16 protein-coding genes are annotated in these 15,454 nt (G+C 63.7%); 13 read left to right on the top strand and 3 right to left on the bottom strand.

Annotation, left to right across the window (positions count from 1 at the left end; translation table 11 throughout):
• The first annotated feature begins 12 nt into the window (after positions 1-12).
• The 6 genes from IEX97_RS08090 (at position 13) to IEX97_RS08065 (ending at position 5,793) form a co-directional block, all read left to right on the top strand.
• Entirely contained in the window at positions 13-900 is an 888-nt protein-coding gene (locus IEX97_RS08090; protein ID WP_188882271.1) for a prephenate dehydrogenase, read from the top strand.
• 387 nt (positions 901-1,287) lie between these two features.
• Positions 1,288-2,664 (top strand): helicase-associated domain-containing protein, encoded by a 1,377-nt coding sequence (locus IEX97_RS08085; protein WP_188882270.1) that lies wholly within the window; start codon positions 1,288-1,290, stop codon positions 2,662-2,664.
• Positions 2,665-2,798: 134 nt separating this feature from the next.
• Positions 2,799-3,365 (top strand): YpiB family protein, encoded by a 567-nt coding sequence (locus IEX97_RS08080; protein WP_188882269.1) that lies wholly within the window; start codon positions 2,799-2,801, stop codon positions 3,363-3,365.
• Positions 3,366-3,521: 156 nt separating this feature from the next.
• Positions 3,522-4,103 carry a hypothetical protein gene (locus IEX97_RS08075; RefSeq protein WP_188882268.1) on the top strand — a complete coding sequence of 194 codons (582 nt, stop codon included), beginning with the start codon at positions 3,522-3,524 and terminating at the stop codon, positions 4,101-4,103.
• A 182-nt stretch (positions 4,104-4,285) separates the two neighbouring features.
• Positions 4,286-4,957 carry a menaquinol-cytochrome c reductase cytochrome b subunit gene (gene qcrB, locus IEX97_RS08070; protein ID WP_188882267.1) on the top strand — a complete coding sequence of 224 codons (672 nt, stop codon included), beginning with the start codon at positions 4,286-4,288 and terminating at the stop codon, positions 4,955-4,957.
• A 56-nt stretch (positions 4,958-5,013) separates the two neighbouring features.
• Entirely contained in the window at positions 5,014-5,793 is a 780-nt protein-coding gene (locus IEX97_RS08065) for a menaquinol-cytochrome c reductase cytochrome b/c subunit (protein WP_229776650.1), read from the top strand.
• A gap of 80 nt (positions 5,794-5,873) precedes the next feature.
• Here IEX97_RS08065 and IEX97_RS08060 read toward each other — a convergent pair whose 3' ends face one another.
• Together IEX97_RS08060 and IEX97_RS08055 are read right to left on the bottom strand one after the other, a co-directional pair.
• Entirely contained in the window at positions 5,874-6,731 is an 858-nt protein-coding gene (locus IEX97_RS08060; RefSeq protein WP_373289424.1) for a YitT family protein, read from the bottom strand.
• Between the two features lie 113 nt (positions 6,732-6,844).
• Positions 6,845-7,891, bottom strand: coding sequence for a YkvI family membrane protein (locus tag IEX97_RS08055; protein ID WP_188882266.1), 1,047 nt, complete (start codon positions 7,889-7,891; stop codon positions 6,845-6,847).
• A 185-nt stretch (positions 7,892-8,076) separates the two neighbouring features.
• Between IEX97_RS08055 and IEX97_RS08050 the strand changes: the two genes are divergently transcribed.
• Positions 8,077-8,898 carry an undecaprenyl-diphosphate phosphatase gene (locus tag IEX97_RS08050; RefSeq protein WP_188882264.1) on the top strand — a complete coding sequence of 274 codons (822 nt, stop codon included), beginning with the start codon at positions 8,077-8,079 and terminating at the stop codon, positions 8,896-8,898.
• A 137-nt stretch (positions 8,899-9,035) separates the two neighbouring features.
• Here IEX97_RS08050 and ylbJ read toward each other — a convergent pair whose 3' ends face one another.
• On the bottom strand, positions 9,036-10,307 hold the full coding sequence (ylbJ, locus tag IEX97_RS08045; RefSeq protein WP_188882263.1) for a sporulation integral membrane protein YlbJ: 1,272 nt from the start codon (positions 10,305-10,307) through the stop codon (positions 9,036-9,038).
• A 143-nt stretch (positions 10,308-10,450) separates the two neighbouring features.
• On the opposite strand from ylbJ, the gene IEX97_RS08040 reads away from it, so the two are divergent.
• The 6 genes from IEX97_RS08040 to IEX97_RS08015 are packed head-to-tail and all read left to right on the top strand — an operon-like array spanning position 10,451 to position 15,435.
• On the top strand, positions 10,451-10,810 hold the full coding sequence (locus IEX97_RS08040; RefSeq protein ID WP_188882262.1) for a nucleotide pyrophosphohydrolase: 360 nt from the start codon (positions 10,451-10,453) through the stop codon (positions 10,808-10,810).
• Between the two features lie 5 nt (positions 10,811-10,815).
• Positions 10,816-11,538: a 4-hydroxy-tetrahydrodipicolinate reductase gene (dapB, locus tag IEX97_RS08035; RefSeq protein ID WP_188882260.1), complete on the top strand. Its 723-nt coding sequence runs from the start codon at positions 10,816-10,818 to the stop codon at positions 11,536-11,538.
• Positions 11,539-11,552: 14 nt separating this feature from the next.
• Positions 11,553-11,966 carry a methylglyoxal synthase gene (locus tag IEX97_RS08030; RefSeq protein WP_188882259.1) on the top strand — a complete coding sequence of 138 codons (414 nt, stop codon included), beginning with the start codon at positions 11,553-11,555 and terminating at the stop codon, positions 11,964-11,966.
• 25 nt (positions 11,967-11,991) lie between these two features.
• Entirely contained in the window at positions 11,992-13,125 is a 1,134-nt protein-coding gene (bshA, locus tag IEX97_RS08025; protein ID WP_188882258.1) for an N-acetyl-alpha-D-glucosaminyl L-malate synthase BshA, read from the top strand.
• 4 nt (positions 13,126-13,129) lie between these two features.
• Positions 13,130-14,425, top strand: a complete 1,296-nt coding sequence (locus IEX97_RS08020; protein WP_188882257.1) for a CCA tRNA nucleotidyltransferase — start codon at positions 13,130-13,132, stop codon at positions 14,423-14,425.
• A complete protein-coding gene (locus IEX97_RS08015; RefSeq protein WP_188882256.1) occupies positions 14,425-15,435 on the top strand; it encodes a biotin--[acetyl-CoA-carboxylase] ligase in 1,011 nt (336 codons plus the stop codon). Before IEX97_RS08020 ends, IEX97_RS08015 begins: the two co-directional genes overlap by 1 nt.
• Positions 15,436-15,454: the final 19 nt, after the last annotated feature.

Raw genomic sequence — 15,454 nt, 5'->3', positions numbered from 1 at the left:
GCAGGTGAACGCATGGCCAAGCGGGTGTTGGTCATAGGCTGCGGGCTCATCGGCACCTCGTTCGCCTTGGCTCTGCGCAAAACGTTCGGCGGACAATTGGAGGTAGACGGCGTGGAGCCGCATCCGGACCACAGAGAGGCCCTGCGCACGGCAGGCGTCTTTCGGGCGGTGTACGACCGCTTGCCCCCTGCCGGACCGTCACCGCGCTACGACTGGGCGGTGTTGGCGGTGCCTGTGGACAAAGCGGCAGAGATGGTTCCGGCCGCCTCCGCTTTGGCTCACTGGGTGATGGACGTGTGCAGCCTGAAAGGACCGGTGTGTGCCGCGGCGCGGGAAGCGGGCGTCGCGGCGCGCTTTGCCCCGACCCATCCCATGGCTGGGAAAGCCATGGGGGGACCGAGTGCGGCCGAAGCGTCGCTGTTCGCCGGCCAGGTTTGGCTGGTGGTGGAAGGTTGGCCTGCCGTGTCCGCCGTGTTGCCGCTTTTGCGCGCCACCGGCGCGGTGATCCAACCGGTCGCGTCGGAGCGGGAGCACGACCTGGCCATGGCGGCGGTGAGTCATGCCATCCACCTTGTCTCAGGTGCCGCGATGCTCGCGTTCCACGACGCGGAGAAGGCGGCGGGTGCAGGCGGGCGTTGGGCGGCGTGGACCGGGCCCGGCTTCCGGGATGTCACCCGCTTGGCCGGTTCGCCTGCGGGCTTCTGGGTGGCGACGCTGCTTGCGAACCGTGAAGCGGTCGCAGCTCAGTTGGAACGGGTCAGCGCACGCCTCGGCGAGTTCGCCGCAGCTTTGCAGACGGGGGATGCGGGACGCTTGGCCAGCCTGCTCGAGTCAGCGCGCGCCGTGTCGGAGGCGTGGCGGCGCGATCGCGACCGAGCGCTTTCATCCGGCGAGCCTTGAGCGGGCGAACCATCGGGCGGACGTTCGTGCGCGGACAGCAGGCGCAGGCTCGGTTCGAAGCGTTGTGTCATTTCGAGTATTTTGCAGAATTTGTCCTCGTGCCCTTGACAGCGCTTCCAAACCGATGTATGCTGAGAACGAAGGGTGTTGTGTTCTGATTTCTCTCCACTCCTAGCACGTTCTTGAAGGGAGTCCGTGAAAGCGGATTCCCGCTTTTTTATTGCCAAGCGCGTGATCCGGCTGGCGCCCCATGCCCAACTCGTCCAGAACGTCGCGCAAAGGACCACGGCGCCGAAGACGCCGTATACCGGTTGGTGCAAAACTCCATAATAAGACAAGGAGTTCCAATCGTGTATGCGCTCCCCAAAAAGGAGGGGAGGTCGGGTTATGCGGTTCGCCGACTGTCTGAACGCCGCGGATATCACCACCTTGCAGCGCATCGCCGAACACTACGGCTTGTCGTGTTCCCGGCACTCCAAACTGTCGCTCATCCAGGAGATCTTGTATACGTTTTCCAGTCCGCGTTTTCTGCAGGAGCAAGGGACAAAGTGGCTTGAGGCGTGGCGTGAGCCGCTTTTGCGCCTTTGCTTTGAACCCCGCGGCGTGTTCGCGAAAGAGGAGATCTGCGGGATGTTTCAACGCCTCGGGGAGGCGCAGGCGATGGAAACGGCCACCCGGGAAGGATGGCTGTTTGCGAACACAACACAGTTCGGAAGACAGATGTACTGTGTGCCGGACGAGCTCAAATCGCGCATCCGCCAGCTTATGGCAGCCGAGTTCGCCGCCAAACTCGAAGCGTCGGCCACGGGGCCGGCGGCCGTCCAGGAAGACGGGTTGGCGATGGCACGCGACCTCGCGGTGTTCCTTGAATACGTCCGGCACCACACCGTACGCCTGACGGCAGACGGGAGCATGTACAAGCGCCAGCAGCAGCAGGTGTTCACCCTGTTCATGGTGCCCGAATCCGCGCTCCAAGGAGGATGGCGCTTTGGTTACGGGAGAAGATTTCACGATTACCCGGACCGGTTTGCGCTCATGTACGACTTCGCTTACCAGCAGCGCCTGATTGACGAAGGCGAAGACGGCATCTTGACGGAGGCGGAAGGCAGCCGGACCTGGTTGCAAATGAGTGAGATGGAACGGCAGCGCGCCCTCTTTCGCTTTTACCTGACCAGCTACCGGCGCCCCATTCCACGCCTGCCCATCATCGTCCAATTGCTTGCACTCACCGCAGTGTCTTGGGTGGAATCCTCCTCTGCGCTCGCCGCGCTCGGCGACCTGGTCCCGGCTTACTACTACGATACGCGTGAACAGGTGTGGTCCAACAGGATTTTGAAGATGTTGGTGCATCTCGGCGCCTTCCGCCGCGGTTGTGACGAGGCGGGCCGGGAATGGTTTCAAATCACGCAACTCGGTCAACAATTGATAACGCCGGACGCATTGGCCAATGCACCGGATGAGGGGCAGGAACAGGAACGCATCCTCATCATTCAACCGAACTTTGAGATCGTCGCCACGGCCGATCACGCTCAGGTGCTCGAGGAACTCGGCCGCTTTGCCGAGCGCAAGCCGGGCGGCGTGCTCCGCGTGTACCGGGTGACCGAACAGAGCGTGCGGCGAGGGTGGCACGCCGGTCACAGTTTGCGCGACTGGTTGACGTTCTTGCAAAGATACGGCCAGACACCCGTGCCTGGAAATGTGGAGCGCACGCTGCGCGAATGGGAGCGTACGATGAGAGAAGAGCAAGGGATGATGACATCCTGACGGACAGGGGTGGCCGGCAGGAAATTCGCGTGGCCAGCGCGAATACAAATAACCAAACGATTTGGAACAAATGGTCGCCTGGCACGGGGATGTCATCTGTCAACCGGACACTGCCATCAGGGAGGAGACGGGCCATGGGAAGCGCCGTGACGGTCGCCGAAAAGAAGCAGTTCTTGCGGTGGTTTTTGTCCAACTACCAACTGCAGAGCCGTGAAGCGGAAATCCTGATGCGATATATGATGACCCGCGAGAACGTGCTTCGGCGAGTGCATTTCGTCGAGAATTTCCGTCAACTGCCGCGCGTGATCGTGGTATCCACCACCTGTGTCCCTGTCGCGCCATTTCGCTATTACCGCAGAAACAAGCCGGTCTCTACGGATGTGGAGCAAGCGTTTTTGGACCTGTACCAACACCCGGATGAGGACATCTACGTCGGCCTGTTCTTTAAAGACCGGGCGACGTGTGCGGCGTACGCAGCCGTGTTGGAAGAGACGGTGAGCAGTGAGTTGGAGCCCGCCGTGAAAGAGCTCTTGTCGTTGCAGGCAGAATGGATCATCGAGCAGGCGCTTCGGTCGTATCAGCGGCAAAGGCTGATGGAGGCGGTGGACGAGGCGCTCGACAAGCGGGATCGGGAAGCGTTTCTCGCCGCGAGCCGCCGCTTGATTGAGTTTGATCTGGAGACCTCCGCGCATGCCACGTGACGGCATGAGGGCGAGGGGGCGCTTTCGGCAGTCTGCCTTGCGGGCCGCCTTCCACAGCCCGCAAGGCTTTTTTGATGGCGTAAAACGGTTCTGCGCGGCGCGCGAGGACATCCGGCGGCGATTGGATTTGCCGTGCGATGAAAAGGAGGCACGCGGTTGCGTTACCATCGGATGACACCGCATCAGTTCGGGCCATGGTCCGAAGCGGCAGATACCGTGCTCGTCCGTTCCCATACACCGTATCCCCTGGATGTCGCCGTACCCATGGCGGCGGCAAGCTGGATCGCCTCCCGTTTGTCCGAGCGCGTGGCCGACGTGTTTCAAGGCCGGATGCTCTTCTTCGATGCCGGGTTTGCCCCGGTGGTTTGGGGAGGTGCGGATCTGTTCGCGGCGCTGTGGGCCGACCAGGGATGGACCTGCCGGTACGGGGTGTGGATCACCGACCGTGTCTTGACAAACGATGTGCACACCGTCCGCGCACAAGACGGGACTTGGTGGTTGGCGTTCGATTGGTGGCAGTGGATGCGGCGCCACCTCCCGTCCGACCGTTGGCCGGACGCATGGTTCTATCTGTGCTTGGCCTGTCCGGAGTATCGCGCATCCCCGGAACAGCGCGCGCTGGGGTTGGCGCCGGGGGTGGAGGCGGCGATGGCGCGGGAGGGGGAAAGGCTGTTCGACGCCATGGTGCGCGCCGTCGCCGCGCGGGTGGAAGCTTTGTGGGCGGGCGGGCCGCCGTGACATCCCGGCGCGCCAACGTTGCCTCGCACGGGATTTGCTTGACACGGTTGCGGGGACAAAGCTAAGATGTTAGCGTGCAGAGTCGGAATACATAGATGCATAACGAAAATTCGCGGCAACACCTGCCGGCTCTGCGTGGATGACCGCTCGCATGTCGTGACGAAGGCAGGTGAATCAAGCGGATGTTGAAGAAGGCGTACGACTGGATCGACGAGCGATTGAACGTGACTCCGCTTTGGCGCGACGTGGCGGACCACGACGTCCCTGCGCACGTCAACCCCGCCATCAAAATGTCCGCATTCGTGTATTGCTTCGGCGGCCTCACGTTCCTCATCATCACCACGCAGATCCTGTCGGGCATGTTCCTGGCGATGTACTACACCCCCGACATCACCAATGCGTGGTACAGCGTCAAGTACATCGACGACCAAGTATTGCTCGGCCAAGTCGTGCGCGGGATGCACTTCTGGGGCGCGAGCCTCGTCATCATCATGATGTTCTTGCACATGTTGCGGGTGTTTTTCACCGGGGCGTACAAAAAGCCGCGCGAGCTCAACTGGGTGGTCGGCGTGCTCATCTTCTTCGTCGTCCTCGGGCTCGGCTTCACCGGCTACCTGTTGCCTTGGGATCAAAAGGCGTATTGGGCGACGGCGGTCGGCAGTCAAATCGCGGGGTCCATCCCGTGGATTGGGCCGTATATTCAAACCCTGCTGCTCGGCAGCCATGTGGTCGGCGCGCTCACCCTGACCCGGTTCTACGCCATTCACGTCTTCTTCTTACCGGCGGCGCTCTTGGTGTTGCTCGCATTGCATTTCATCATGATCCGCACGCAACACATCGCCGGTCCGCTGTGATGATGCGGACGAGTTCCAGGCGGGCGAGCCATTTGCAGGCAGCGTAGAGGAGGAGGTTGGCGACCATCATGGCAGCTGGCGGCGAGCGCATTCCCGGTACGCCGAGGTATCGCCATCACCTGATGCGACACCCGGGAACTGAGCCGTTTTTCCCCAACTTCCTGCTGAAGGAATGGATTGTCGGCTCAGTCTTCCTGCTGTCGTTCATGTTGTGGATTGTGTTTAATCCGGTCGATCTCGGCCCGCGTGCGAATCCGGATGACACTTCGTTCATCCCGGTCCCGGACTGGTACTTTCTGTTTCTCTACCAGATATTGAAGTACTATCCAGGCAACTATGAGATCTTCGGGACGTTCCTCCTGCCGATGGTCGGTGGCTTGTTGTTGCTGTTCACTCCGTGGCTTGACGTGTCGAAAGAGCGGCATCCGTTTCAACGCCCCATCCCGACAGCCGCGATGGTATTGGCGACCCTCCTCACCATCTGGCTGACCAACGAGGCGGCCGTCCAGCACCAGGCGGAGGTGGCGCAGGCCAGCGGCCAGGTGACGACACCTGGTCTGCCCGTGCTTCCCCGGATTCCTGCATCACAAATCCACTTGGTGGACACGAACATGCCCGGGTATCAACTGTTTGAACAGACGTGCGCCAATTGCCACGGCAAAGCGGGTGAGGGCGGTCTCGGTCCACCTATCTACGCCATTGGTCGTTACTGGAACGCAAAACAGCTCAAGGACTTTGTGGACAAGGGTGCGGGCATGATGCCGCCGCGCGGCACCTTGAGCAGTGAACAACAGGTGCAAGAGGTTGTGGACTGGCTCGTCAAACAGAAGGGTTGAGCGTCATCCCGCTTGTCTTGTCACGCGGATGTCCCCGGGAAGATCAACACCCGGGGACAAGCGTTTTCACATCGCGCCACCTAAGTTTCGGATGGTGTCTTGGGTGGAGGCGGGAACGTGAAGCCTTCTCCCAACACCTCGTGGACATCGTTGACCACGACGAACGCCCGCGGGTCGACCGCGGACACGATGTGTTGCACGCGATTGACTTCTTCCCGTGCGACGACGCAGTAGACCACTTGCCGGTCGCGACCGGTGTAACCGCCTTTGGCCAACAAAATCGTCGTACCGCGATCGAGTTGCCGGTGGATCTGGTCCGCAATTTCAGCCGGCCGGTCGGAGATGATGGTCAACGCCTTGCCCTTGGTGGCGCCTTCGATGACGAAGTCGATGACACGGCTCGCCACAAACAGCGCGACGAGGGAGTACATCGCGCGTTCATAACCAATCTGGAGCGCGACGAGGCCAATGACGCACACATCGACGACGAACAAGGTGCGGCCCATCGCCAAACCGCGGAAATGGCGTGCCAGACGCGCGATGATGTCGGCTCCGCCCGTGGTCGCACCGGTGCGAAAGATGAGCCCGAGACCCAGGCCGAGGATGACGCCGGCGTACAACGCCGCAAGCAACGGATCGTGAATGGGAAGGCGCAGCGGGGAAGTGAGGCTGCTGAACACGGATACGGCGGCCACGCCGACGAACGTCTTCAAGATGAACGCGCGGCCGAACACACGCCAGCTGTAAAACAAGAGCGGGAGGTTGATGACAAAAAAGGTGAGGCCGACCGGGATGCCAAAACGATAATAGAGGAGGATCGACAGGCCGACGAAACCACCTTCCGTCAGGTGGTTGGCGACGAGCAGCGCGTTGACGCCCACGGCGTAGACGAACGCGCCAAACAGGATCATCCCCCACTGCGACACCTTGTCCCCCACACGGATCGCCCCTGTGCTGGTCTCTGCCCAGCCATTATACGGAAAGGGGCGCGGTGTCCGCAAACCAGCCCAAGCCAGCGCGCCAACGGGCATGCCGAGGGGATGGCCGGCATTCAGGTGCGCGTGCGCTGCATGCGGCGATGCGCGGCGAAGAGGCCGAACAAGAGCACGAGGCTGATCCAACCAAACAACGGATAACCGAACTGGACCACGCGGGCAAACCCGAACAGGCTCATGCCGAATGCCGCGGCGAGGATGGTCCCCGCCACGACGGCGCGCCGCGCTCGTGATGCGGTGGGAAACGGGCTTAACCACGCATAAAGGTCTCCGACCAGGGTGGAGTACACTTCCGCCCACAACACCGCGAGAAACGCAGCCTGGATCCAGCCGCCGAGCTGTGCGGCCACAAACCCCATCGGCACCTGATACTGCATGGCTGCGGGCGCGTACGCGTACAGCGTGGCCAGGATGACGGCCAGCATGACGCCGAGCCCGCATGCCCCGCCCCATGCCCCGAAACGGATTTCATCCTTCTCCAATGCAGCCCCGAGCGGAATCAGCACCCCCATCGACAGGCCGACGTTGAATGCTGCGTACAGGACGGCGGACCCAAGCGCCCAAACGGCGTCCTCGAAGCGCCAATTCCATGCGGCCACGGCGCCAGGGAGGCCGGATCGTACGGCGTGTACGCCTGCCACCAGCACGAACCCGGCCATGCAGGGGACGATGACCGCGTTGCTGCCGAGCACACCGGAGATCCCCGCCGTGACGGTCGCCAGCGCCGCGACCATGGTGAAGATGGCGCCAAGCGCGTAAGGCCATGCCAGCTGTTCCCGCAACAGCTCACCAGCACCTGCGACCATCGCCACCATGACGCCGAACAGCATGCCCATCATCAGCCCGTCGGTCCATCGGGAACCGTGCGCTCCGAACGCTGCGGCGGTGACCGCGCGGAATGACGACGCCTGCAGGCGGTGCCCCAAAGCCATCAGGCGTGCTCCCATCCAACCGAGAAGCAGGGTGCAGGCTGCGATGCCGAGAAACCCGGCTGCGTGATAGCGTCCAAAAAACTGATACACCTCTTGCCCGGATGCGAACCCTGCGCCGACGACCGTACCGATGTACGTACAGGCAGCTTGAAAGGCAAGCCGAGCGCGCATGAGGCACGTTCCTCCCCCAAAAGGGTGGTACGGCACCGGTGCACGGCGGGATGGACCCGCTTGGCCTGGCACCCGCAAGCCGTTCTACCAAGCATGTGTATGGACGGAAACGGTCGTTCATGTCCATGCGCGCTGCGAAATATACATGGGAACATGTCCAAGACGAGGAGGAGGACAGGTATGAGATGACGGTATGGCAGGGTGTGGTCCTGGGATTGGTGCAAGGAATGACAGAATTCCTGCCCGTGAGCAGCACGGGACACTTGGTGTTGTTGCAGAAGCTGTGGTCGCTTGAGGCAGACAGCCTGTGGTTCATCACCATGTTGCACCTGGGTACCCTGGTGGCGGTGGTGTGGGTCCTGCGGCGGGAGGTGGTTTACATCCTGACGCATCCTGGGTCGCGGGAAGCCCGCCTGGTCTTGACGGCCGTGGTTCCGGCAGCGGTCATCGGTGCGGGGTTCGAAGACATGTTTGACCGCCTCTTCGCCAGCGGGGTGACCATCGGGGTGGAGTTTGTCATCACAGGGATAATCCTGTGGTGGATGGACGGAGTTCCTGCGGGCCGCAAGGACGAGCGGTCGATGACGTTCATGGATGCCCTTTGGATTGGGATCGCACAAGGGGCCGCCATCCTGCCCGCCCTGTCGCGATCCGGTTTGACCATCGCCAGTGGTCTGTGGCGCGGGTTGGATCGGTCTTGCGCCGGCCGGTTCTCCTTCCTGGTATCCATCCCGGCCATCCTTGGTGCCACCTTGTTCGAAGGTTGGGATGGTTTGCGCTACGGATTGGGTATGCCGGCACAAGCATGGTCCGCAGCGTGGTGGGGGACGGTGGCAGCGTGTATTTCCGGATACCTGGCGGTGCGGACGACCATGTGGTTGGTCGCGCACAGCAAGATGCGCTGGTTTGCCGTGTACGTCTGGTGCCTGGCCGGGATGATCCTGGCGGATCAGTTGCTTTGGCACCGGTACTTTCCGCCGCTTTTTGCAAGCGGGGCTATCGGATGATGAGCGGGTGCAGCAAGGGAAGGCACCGCCTGAGGCAAAGAGGGTCAAACGGCGGTGGGAGAGGGGGGCTGTGGCCCCCTTCTGCTTCACGAGGATGCGAACGGTCGGTGACGAGCGCGCAGGCTGACGGGGCGGGATCACGGTGCACGGCGGAGGCGGGCGTGAAACGCCACGACGCGGACCCGCCGTGCAAAGGCGATGAGGATGGCGATGGCGAACAGGGCGGCGAACGACGTGAAGAACCATGCTGCGGACGTGAGCCAGTGCTGCCACCATGGCAGGTCCCGGATGGCCGAGGTCCAGGCGTTCCCCGGCCAGAGCGGCGCCACTGTGGCCACAGCGGAGCGGCCGATGCCCAACGACCAAAAGACGACGGTCAGCACGGCCGCCAGGACGGCGTGCAGGAACCGGGCCAAAAAGTAGGGAGCCATCCGGATGTCGGTCTGCGTCAACACGCTCGCGACCTGCGCATGGACCGAAAGGCCGCTCCAGGCGACGATGCCGCTGATGAGCGCAAGCCGCTGCAAGAGCGGTGCGTTCGCTGCGTTCGCGGCCTGTGCGCTTCCGACGTCAATCTCGAGCAGTCCGGCCAAGGTCGGCTGCACCAGGTCGCTGTGGATGCCGAACAGGTGGTACAGTGCCGCGATGGGCCAACCGAACAGGTGGCTGAGGCCCGAGACGGCCAACACCTCGATGAGCACCGCGAAGAAGACGATGAAGCCGCAGATCATCAGCAGGGTCTGCATCGACTCGGTGACGGCGTCGTACAGCAACTTGCCGAACGTCCGTCCGTCCTCACGCCGGGCGCGCACCACTTCGCGCAGGGCGCGCACGAGGATCCACCCCGAGGGCTTTTGGTCACCAGCGTGGTCCGCCGTGGGTTGGGATCGGCGTCCCCAAAGCTTGAACGACACCCCCACCAAGAAGGAGGAGACGTAGTGGGCGATGGCAATCAACACGCCCAACTGCGGCGACTTCAGCATCCCGACGGCCACCGCGCCGAACATGAACAGCGGATCGGCCGTGTTCGTGAATGCCAACAGGCGCTCGCCTTCGACGCGCGTGCACAGGTTCTGCTCGCGGAAGCGGGCGGTGATCACGGCGTCCATGGGGTAGCCGGCGGCGAGGCCCATCGACAAGGCAAAGGCGCCGATGCCCGGCACGCTGAACAGCGGCCGCATCAGCGGCTCGAGGATGACGCCGAGGCCGCGCACCACCCCGAGGCCGAGCATCAACTCCGACAAGATGAAGAACGGCATCAAGGACGGGAACACCGTCAGCCAGAACAGCTTCAGCCCTGCGAGGCCGGACTCGAAGCTCTCTTTGGGGTACACGACGAGCGCCGCGGTGAACAAGACTACCACGCCGCCCAAGAGAAAGGTGGACAGATGGCCGCGCTTGCGGGTCACACCCTGTCATCTCCTTTGCCGGGAAGGTCTCCTGGTTGGCCCGTGCATGGACAATACATGATATGTCCGCACCCGTCCGTTATGTTTTGGAATCCGCTATAATGGAGGAGACGAGCCGAAGTCCATGTGAAGGCGGGGGAGGCATGGCCATCACGCTGCGCGACATGCAGGGCCAAGTCGACGCCTACATCAACCAGTTTCGCGAGGGGTATTTCGCGCCCATGACGCTGGTGGTGCGCCTGGCGGAAGAGCTTGGCGAATTGGCCCGCGAAGTCAACCATACATACGGAGAGAAGCCGAAGAAGCCTGACGAGCCGCCGGGGAGCATCGCCCTCGAACTCGGCGACATGATGTTCGTCATCACCTGCCTTGCCAATCGTTTGGGCATCGACTTGGAAGAAGCGTTTTGGGCGGTGATGGACAAATTTCGTACGCGGGACAAAGACCGATGGACGCGCAAGGAGCCAAACGGCGCGGCCGGCCCGGCACCGGGAAAGGAGTGAAAGGCATGACGCTCGGAGAGCGTTCTATCCGCGTCCTCGTCGCCGGGGCAGCGGGAAGGATGGGCCGTGAGGCGGTGGCCGCCTTGGCGGAGGACGGCCGCTTTCACATCGCAGGCGCACTGGTGCGAGACCCAGGCCGCGCACCGGACGGGTTGAGGGTGTTCACCGACCCGGTGCATGCCGTCGAAGAAGCACGGCCGGACGTCTGGCTTGACCTGACCGACGCCGAAAGCGTCGTCCGCCATGTCGATTTGGCCATCTCCTTCGGTGTGCGTCCGGTGGTGGGCGCGACCGGGTACGGAGCGGAGGATGTGGCGCGCTGGCAGAAGGCGTGTGAAGAAAGAGGATTGGGCGGCGTGGTGGCGCCCAACTTCGCCCTCGGCGCCCTGCTCATGATCCGGTTCGCGCAAGAGGCCGCCCGCTTCTATGCTGCGGCCGAGATCGTCGAATTGCATCACGATGGGAAGAAAGACGCGCCTTCGGGGACAGCGCGTCGGACCGCGCTCCTCATCCGGGACGTCACGGGCCGCGATGTGCCCATCCACAGCGTGCGCCTGCCGGGTTTGGTCGCGCACCAAGAGGTCATCTTCGGCGGGACGGGAGAAACCCTGACCATTCGGCACGACTCGCTGTCGCGGGCGAGCTTCATGCCCGGCATCCGCTTGGCCTGCGCCAAGGTGATGGAATTGTCCACCCTCGTATACGGATTGGAACACCTCTTATGGTGAGGAGGTCGCGCGGCATGAACATCGCGCTCATCGCCCACGACAGCAAAAAGGACGCCATGGTCGATCTCGCCATCGCGTACCAGCACATCTTCCGCCAAGCCAAGGTGTTTGCCACCGGCACCACCGGCAAGCGGATCATGGATGCCACCGGACTGCCCGTCCACCGCGTGCAGTCGGGGCCGTACGGTGGAGATCAGCAGATTGGGGCGAAGATCGCCGAAGAACAGATGGACTTGGTCATCTTCCTGCGCGATCCTTTGACCGCGCAACCGCACGAGCCGGACATCACCGCCCTGTTGCGCCTCTGCGACGTGCACAACATCCCGGTCGCCACCAACCTGGCCACGGCCGAGATTTTGTTGCGCGCGCTCGAACGGGGCGACCTGGACTGGCGCAAGGCGGTACCCGGCAGACCGGCCGATGCGTGATCCCGGAGCGAGGAGTCCACACGAGATGAGAATCGGCATCAGCTGCTACCCGACTGTCGGCGGCTCGGGGGCAGTCGCCACGGAGCTTGGCAAAGCCTTGGCTCGCCGTGGCCACCAAGTGCACTTCATCGTCAGCGACGTCCCGTTTCGCCTCGGCGAGTTCCACCACAACATCTTCATCCACGACGTGCAGACCACGACCTACCCTGTGTTGCGCACCCCGCCTCACGATTTCGCTTTGGCCGCGCGCATGGCGGACGTGGCGCTCCAGTACCAACTGGACATCCTGCACGTGCATTACGCTTTGCCGTTCGCGGTGTGCGCGTTGCTCGCCAAGCAGATCCTCGGCCCGGAGCGAGCGCTGCCGGTGGTCACGACCCTGCACGGCACCGACATCACGGTGTTGGCTCAGGACCGCGGATTGCATGCCATCATCAAGTTGGGCATCGAGCAGAGCGACGCGGTGACCGCAGTCAGCCGCAGCCTCGCGGCGCAGACGCGCGAGCTGTTTCAAACCGACAAACCCATCCGGTGCATCTACAACTTCGTGGACACCGAGGTGTTCCGGCCGCAGCGCGATCCGACGACGCGCGCCTGTTTTGCGTCGCCGGAGGAAAAACTGTTGTTGCACGTGTCCAACTTTCGGGCCATCAAGCGGATTTCGGACGTCATCCGCATCTTCGACCTCGTCTCGCGGCAGGTGCCGAGCCGGCTGCTCCTGGTCGGAGAAGGGCCCGACCTGCCCGCGGCGAGGGAGTTGGCGCGCCAACTTGGATTGTACGACCGCGTGCGCTTTTTGGGGAAGCAGGACGAGGTGGCGGCCATCTTCGCGTTGGCCGACCTGTTCCTCCTGCCGTCGGAAAAAGAGAGCTTCGGGCTTGTGGCGCTCGAGTCGATGGCGTCCGGTGTGCCGGTCATCGGTTCGACCGCGGGCGGCATCCCGGAGGTGGTGGTGCACGGGGAGACAGGCTATTTGGCGGACGTGGGCGACGTGGCGCAGATGGCAGCCTATGCGGTTCGCCTGTTGACCGACGACCACCTGTATGCACGAATGGCGGCGGCGGCGCGCCAACGCGCCGAGACACACTTTCGCATCGATCAAAAGGTGGAAGAATACCTGGACGTTTACGAACAAGTCCTGGCGACGACACGGCGGTGAACGTATGGTTTCCCAACCTGCAGCCCCGCCATGGCCGGAGGCGGTGGCCGAGGTGCTCGCAGTCTTGGAAGGCGCCGGACACTCGGCGCACGTGGTGGGCGGAACGGTCCGCGACCACTTGTTGGGGCGGCCGGTGCACGATTTTGACATCGCGACCAGCGCGCGGCCGGAAGAGGTCATGGCCCTGTTTGATCACACCATCGCGACGGGGGTCCGCCATGGGACGGTCACGGTGGTGTTGGGCGGGTTGACGGTGGAGGTCACCACCTACCGGCTGGAATCGGGCTACTCGGACGGGCGCCGGCCGGATTGCGTCTGGTTCACCGACGACTTGGTTGCCGATCTCGCCCGCCGCGATTTCACGGTCAATGCGATGGCGATGGATTTGCGCGGGCGCTTGATTGATCCGTTCGGCGGCCGGGCGGACTTGCTGGCGCGCCGTCTGCGGGCCGTGGGGGATCCCAGACAACGACTGGGGGAGGACGCCCTGCGCATCCTCCGCGGCGTCCGGCTCGCCGCAGAGCTCGGTTTTGCCATCGAGCCCGGGACACTGGCGGGGATGACCGAACAGGCGGCGCGGCTCTTGGGCATCTCCCGGGAGCGCATCGGCCAGGAGTTGGCACGCCTGCTCCAAGCTGACTGGTGGCATGTCCTGCCGTGGTTCGCCGCAGGGCCGTGGCTGGAGGTGCTGCCTTCCCCGTGGCCGCGGCTGCGGCACGGTCTGGCACGTTTGGCCGCGCGGGCGGACGAGGCGAGTGCGTGGCGTGCGCTGTGTCCCGATGGCGCGGAGGCGCGAGTATGCGTGAGCGCGGTGACGTGGATGGTGGCCGCGGACGAGCCGCCCGACACAGCCGGACCGTTGGCGCGCGCCGTCGCTTGGCCGAATCGCCGCGGCCGGCGGGTCCGTGACCTGGCTGATGTGGTGCGCCTCATCCCGACGCTGCATGGCGCCGCGGCATGGCGCCGGTTTCTGTTCCGGCGCGACCCGGATGACGTGCGGACAGGAGCCGCGCTGTGCGATTGGTTTTCGCCGGGCAAGGCACCGAACACGGTGTCCTGGGCCGAAACCGCCCACCGCTGGCTGCGGACGCAACCCTTGTGGCACTTGACCGATCTCGCCTTCGACGGGCAGGACGCACTACGTCTCGGGGTGCGCGGGCCGGATGTGGGTAAGCTTTTGCAGGCGTTGGCCGATGCGGTGCTGCAGGGTGAGGTGGCGAACGAACACCTTGCATTGTGCGAGCTTGCCCGGCGTTGGGTCCAGGGTAAGCATTCCAGAGGACGCGGAGGTGACGGGTGATGGCGGAAACCGCTCCGTTTTGGAGCGAGAGCGAGCGGGTGCGCAACGCGATCGTCGACATGCTGCTGGCAGCAGAAGACGGTTATGTGTCCGGGCAGGCGATGAGCGAATCGCTCGGCATCACCCGCACCGCGGTATGGAAGCACCTGCAGCACCTGATGGAACTTGGCTTTGCCATCGAGGCGGTCCACGGCCAAGGTTACCGGTTGCGCGGGCACCCGGACATCCTGATGGCACCGCTGTTGCGGCGCCGTCTGCCCTCTGCTTGCCGTCTCGGGCAAGACGCCGTGTGGGTGCCGCGGGTCGATTCGACCAATGCCCTGGCCTGGCGGTGCGCCAGAGAGGGTGCGCCGCACGGTTTGGTGGTGAGCGCGGGTGAGCAGACCGGCGGCCGCGGCCGGCATGGGCGGAGTTGGTTTTCCCCGCAGGGCGGGTTGTGGATGTCGGTTTTGTTGCGCCGGCCCATCCCGCTCAGCCGCGCCGCGGAGGTCACGCTGTTGGCGAGCGTCGCGGTCCGGCGGGCCATCGGCGAGACAACCGGGTTGTGGCCTGGGATCAAGTGGCCGAACGACATCGTCCATCACGGCCGCAAACTGTGCGGCATCCTGGCGGAGATCCGGGCGGACGGGGAAGTGGTCGAACAGGTGGTGCTCGGCATCGGCATCAACGCCAACATCCCTGCGGATGCGTTTCCGCCGGAATTGAGGCGCACCGCCACGTCGGTTCTGGCTGAAACGGGGACGCCCGTGGATCGGTTGGCACTGGCGGCCGCCTTGCTCGCGGCATTCGATCCATGGCTGGAGGCCCTCGCCGACGACCGGCCCGCGTTTGCGGAGTTGGCGGAAGAGTGGCGTGCCGCCAATGTGACGCTGGGCAGATGGGTGCGGGTGGCGACACCGACCCGCCTCCTTGTCGGAGTGGCCGAACGGGTGGACGACCGCGGTGTCCTTTACATCCGTACGGAAAGCGGGAAGGTGTGCGCCGTCCATTCGGGCGATGTCTTGTTCTAGCATGCCCGCACATACCGGG

Origin of the sequence: Paenalicyclobacillus cellulosilyticus, from assembly GCF_014647315.1 — a bacterium.
Classification (GTDB): Bacteria; Bacillota; Bacilli; order Alicyclobacillales; family Alicyclobacillaceae; genus Alicyclobacillus_J; species Alicyclobacillus_J cellulosilyticus.
Note: the sequence above shows the minus strand (reverse complement) of the source record. Positions and strands in the feature narration are given on the sequence as shown.

Excerpts from the sequence above, each read along its gene's own strand:
- IEX97_RS08090 (WP_188882271.1), top strand. The coding sequence starts at position 13 with ATGGCCAAGCGGGTGTTGGTCATAGGCTGCGGGCTCATCGGCACCTCG.
- IEX97_RS08085 (WP_188882270.1), top strand. The coding sequence starts at position 1,288 with ATGCGGTTCGCCGACTGTCTGAACGCCGCGGATATCACCACCTTGCAG.
- IEX97_RS08080 (WP_188882269.1), top strand. The coding sequence starts at position 2,799 with ATGGGAAGCGCCGTGACGGTCGCCGAAAAGAAGCAGTTCTTGCGGTGG.
- qcrB (WP_188882267.1), top strand. The coding sequence starts at position 4,286 with ATGTTGAAGAAGGCGTACGACTGGATCGACGAGCGATTGAACGTGACT.
- IEX97_RS08055 (WP_188882266.1), bottom strand. The coding sequence starts at position 7,891 with ATGCGCGCTCGGCTTGCCTTTCAAGCTGCCTGTACGTACATCGGTACG.
- IEX97_RS08050 (WP_188882264.1), top strand. The coding sequence starts at position 8,077 with ATGACGGTATGGCAGGGTGTGGTCCTGGGATTGGTGCAAGGAATGACA.
- IEX97_RS08040 (WP_188882262.1), top strand. The coding sequence starts at position 10,451 with ATGGCCATCACGCTGCGCGACATGCAGGGCCAAGTCGACGCCTACATC.
- dapB (WP_188882260.1), top strand. The coding sequence starts at position 10,816 with ATGACGCTCGGAGAGCGTTCTATCCGCGTCCTCGTCGCCGGGGCAGCG.
- IEX97_RS08030 (WP_188882259.1), top strand. The coding sequence starts at position 11,553 with ATGAACATCGCGCTCATCGCCCACGACAGCAAAAAGGACGCCATGGTC.
- bshA (WP_188882258.1), top strand. The coding sequence starts at position 11,992 with ATGAGAATCGGCATCAGCTGCTACCCGACTGTCGGCGGCTCGGGGGCA.
- IEX97_RS08020 (WP_188882257.1), top strand. The coding sequence starts at position 13,130 with ATGGTTTCCCAACCTGCAGCCCCGCCATGGCCGGAGGCGGTGGCCGAG.
- IEX97_RS08015 (WP_188882256.1), top strand. The coding sequence starts at position 14,425 with ATGGCGGAAACCGCTCCGTTTTGGAGCGAGAGCGAGCGGGTGCGCAAC.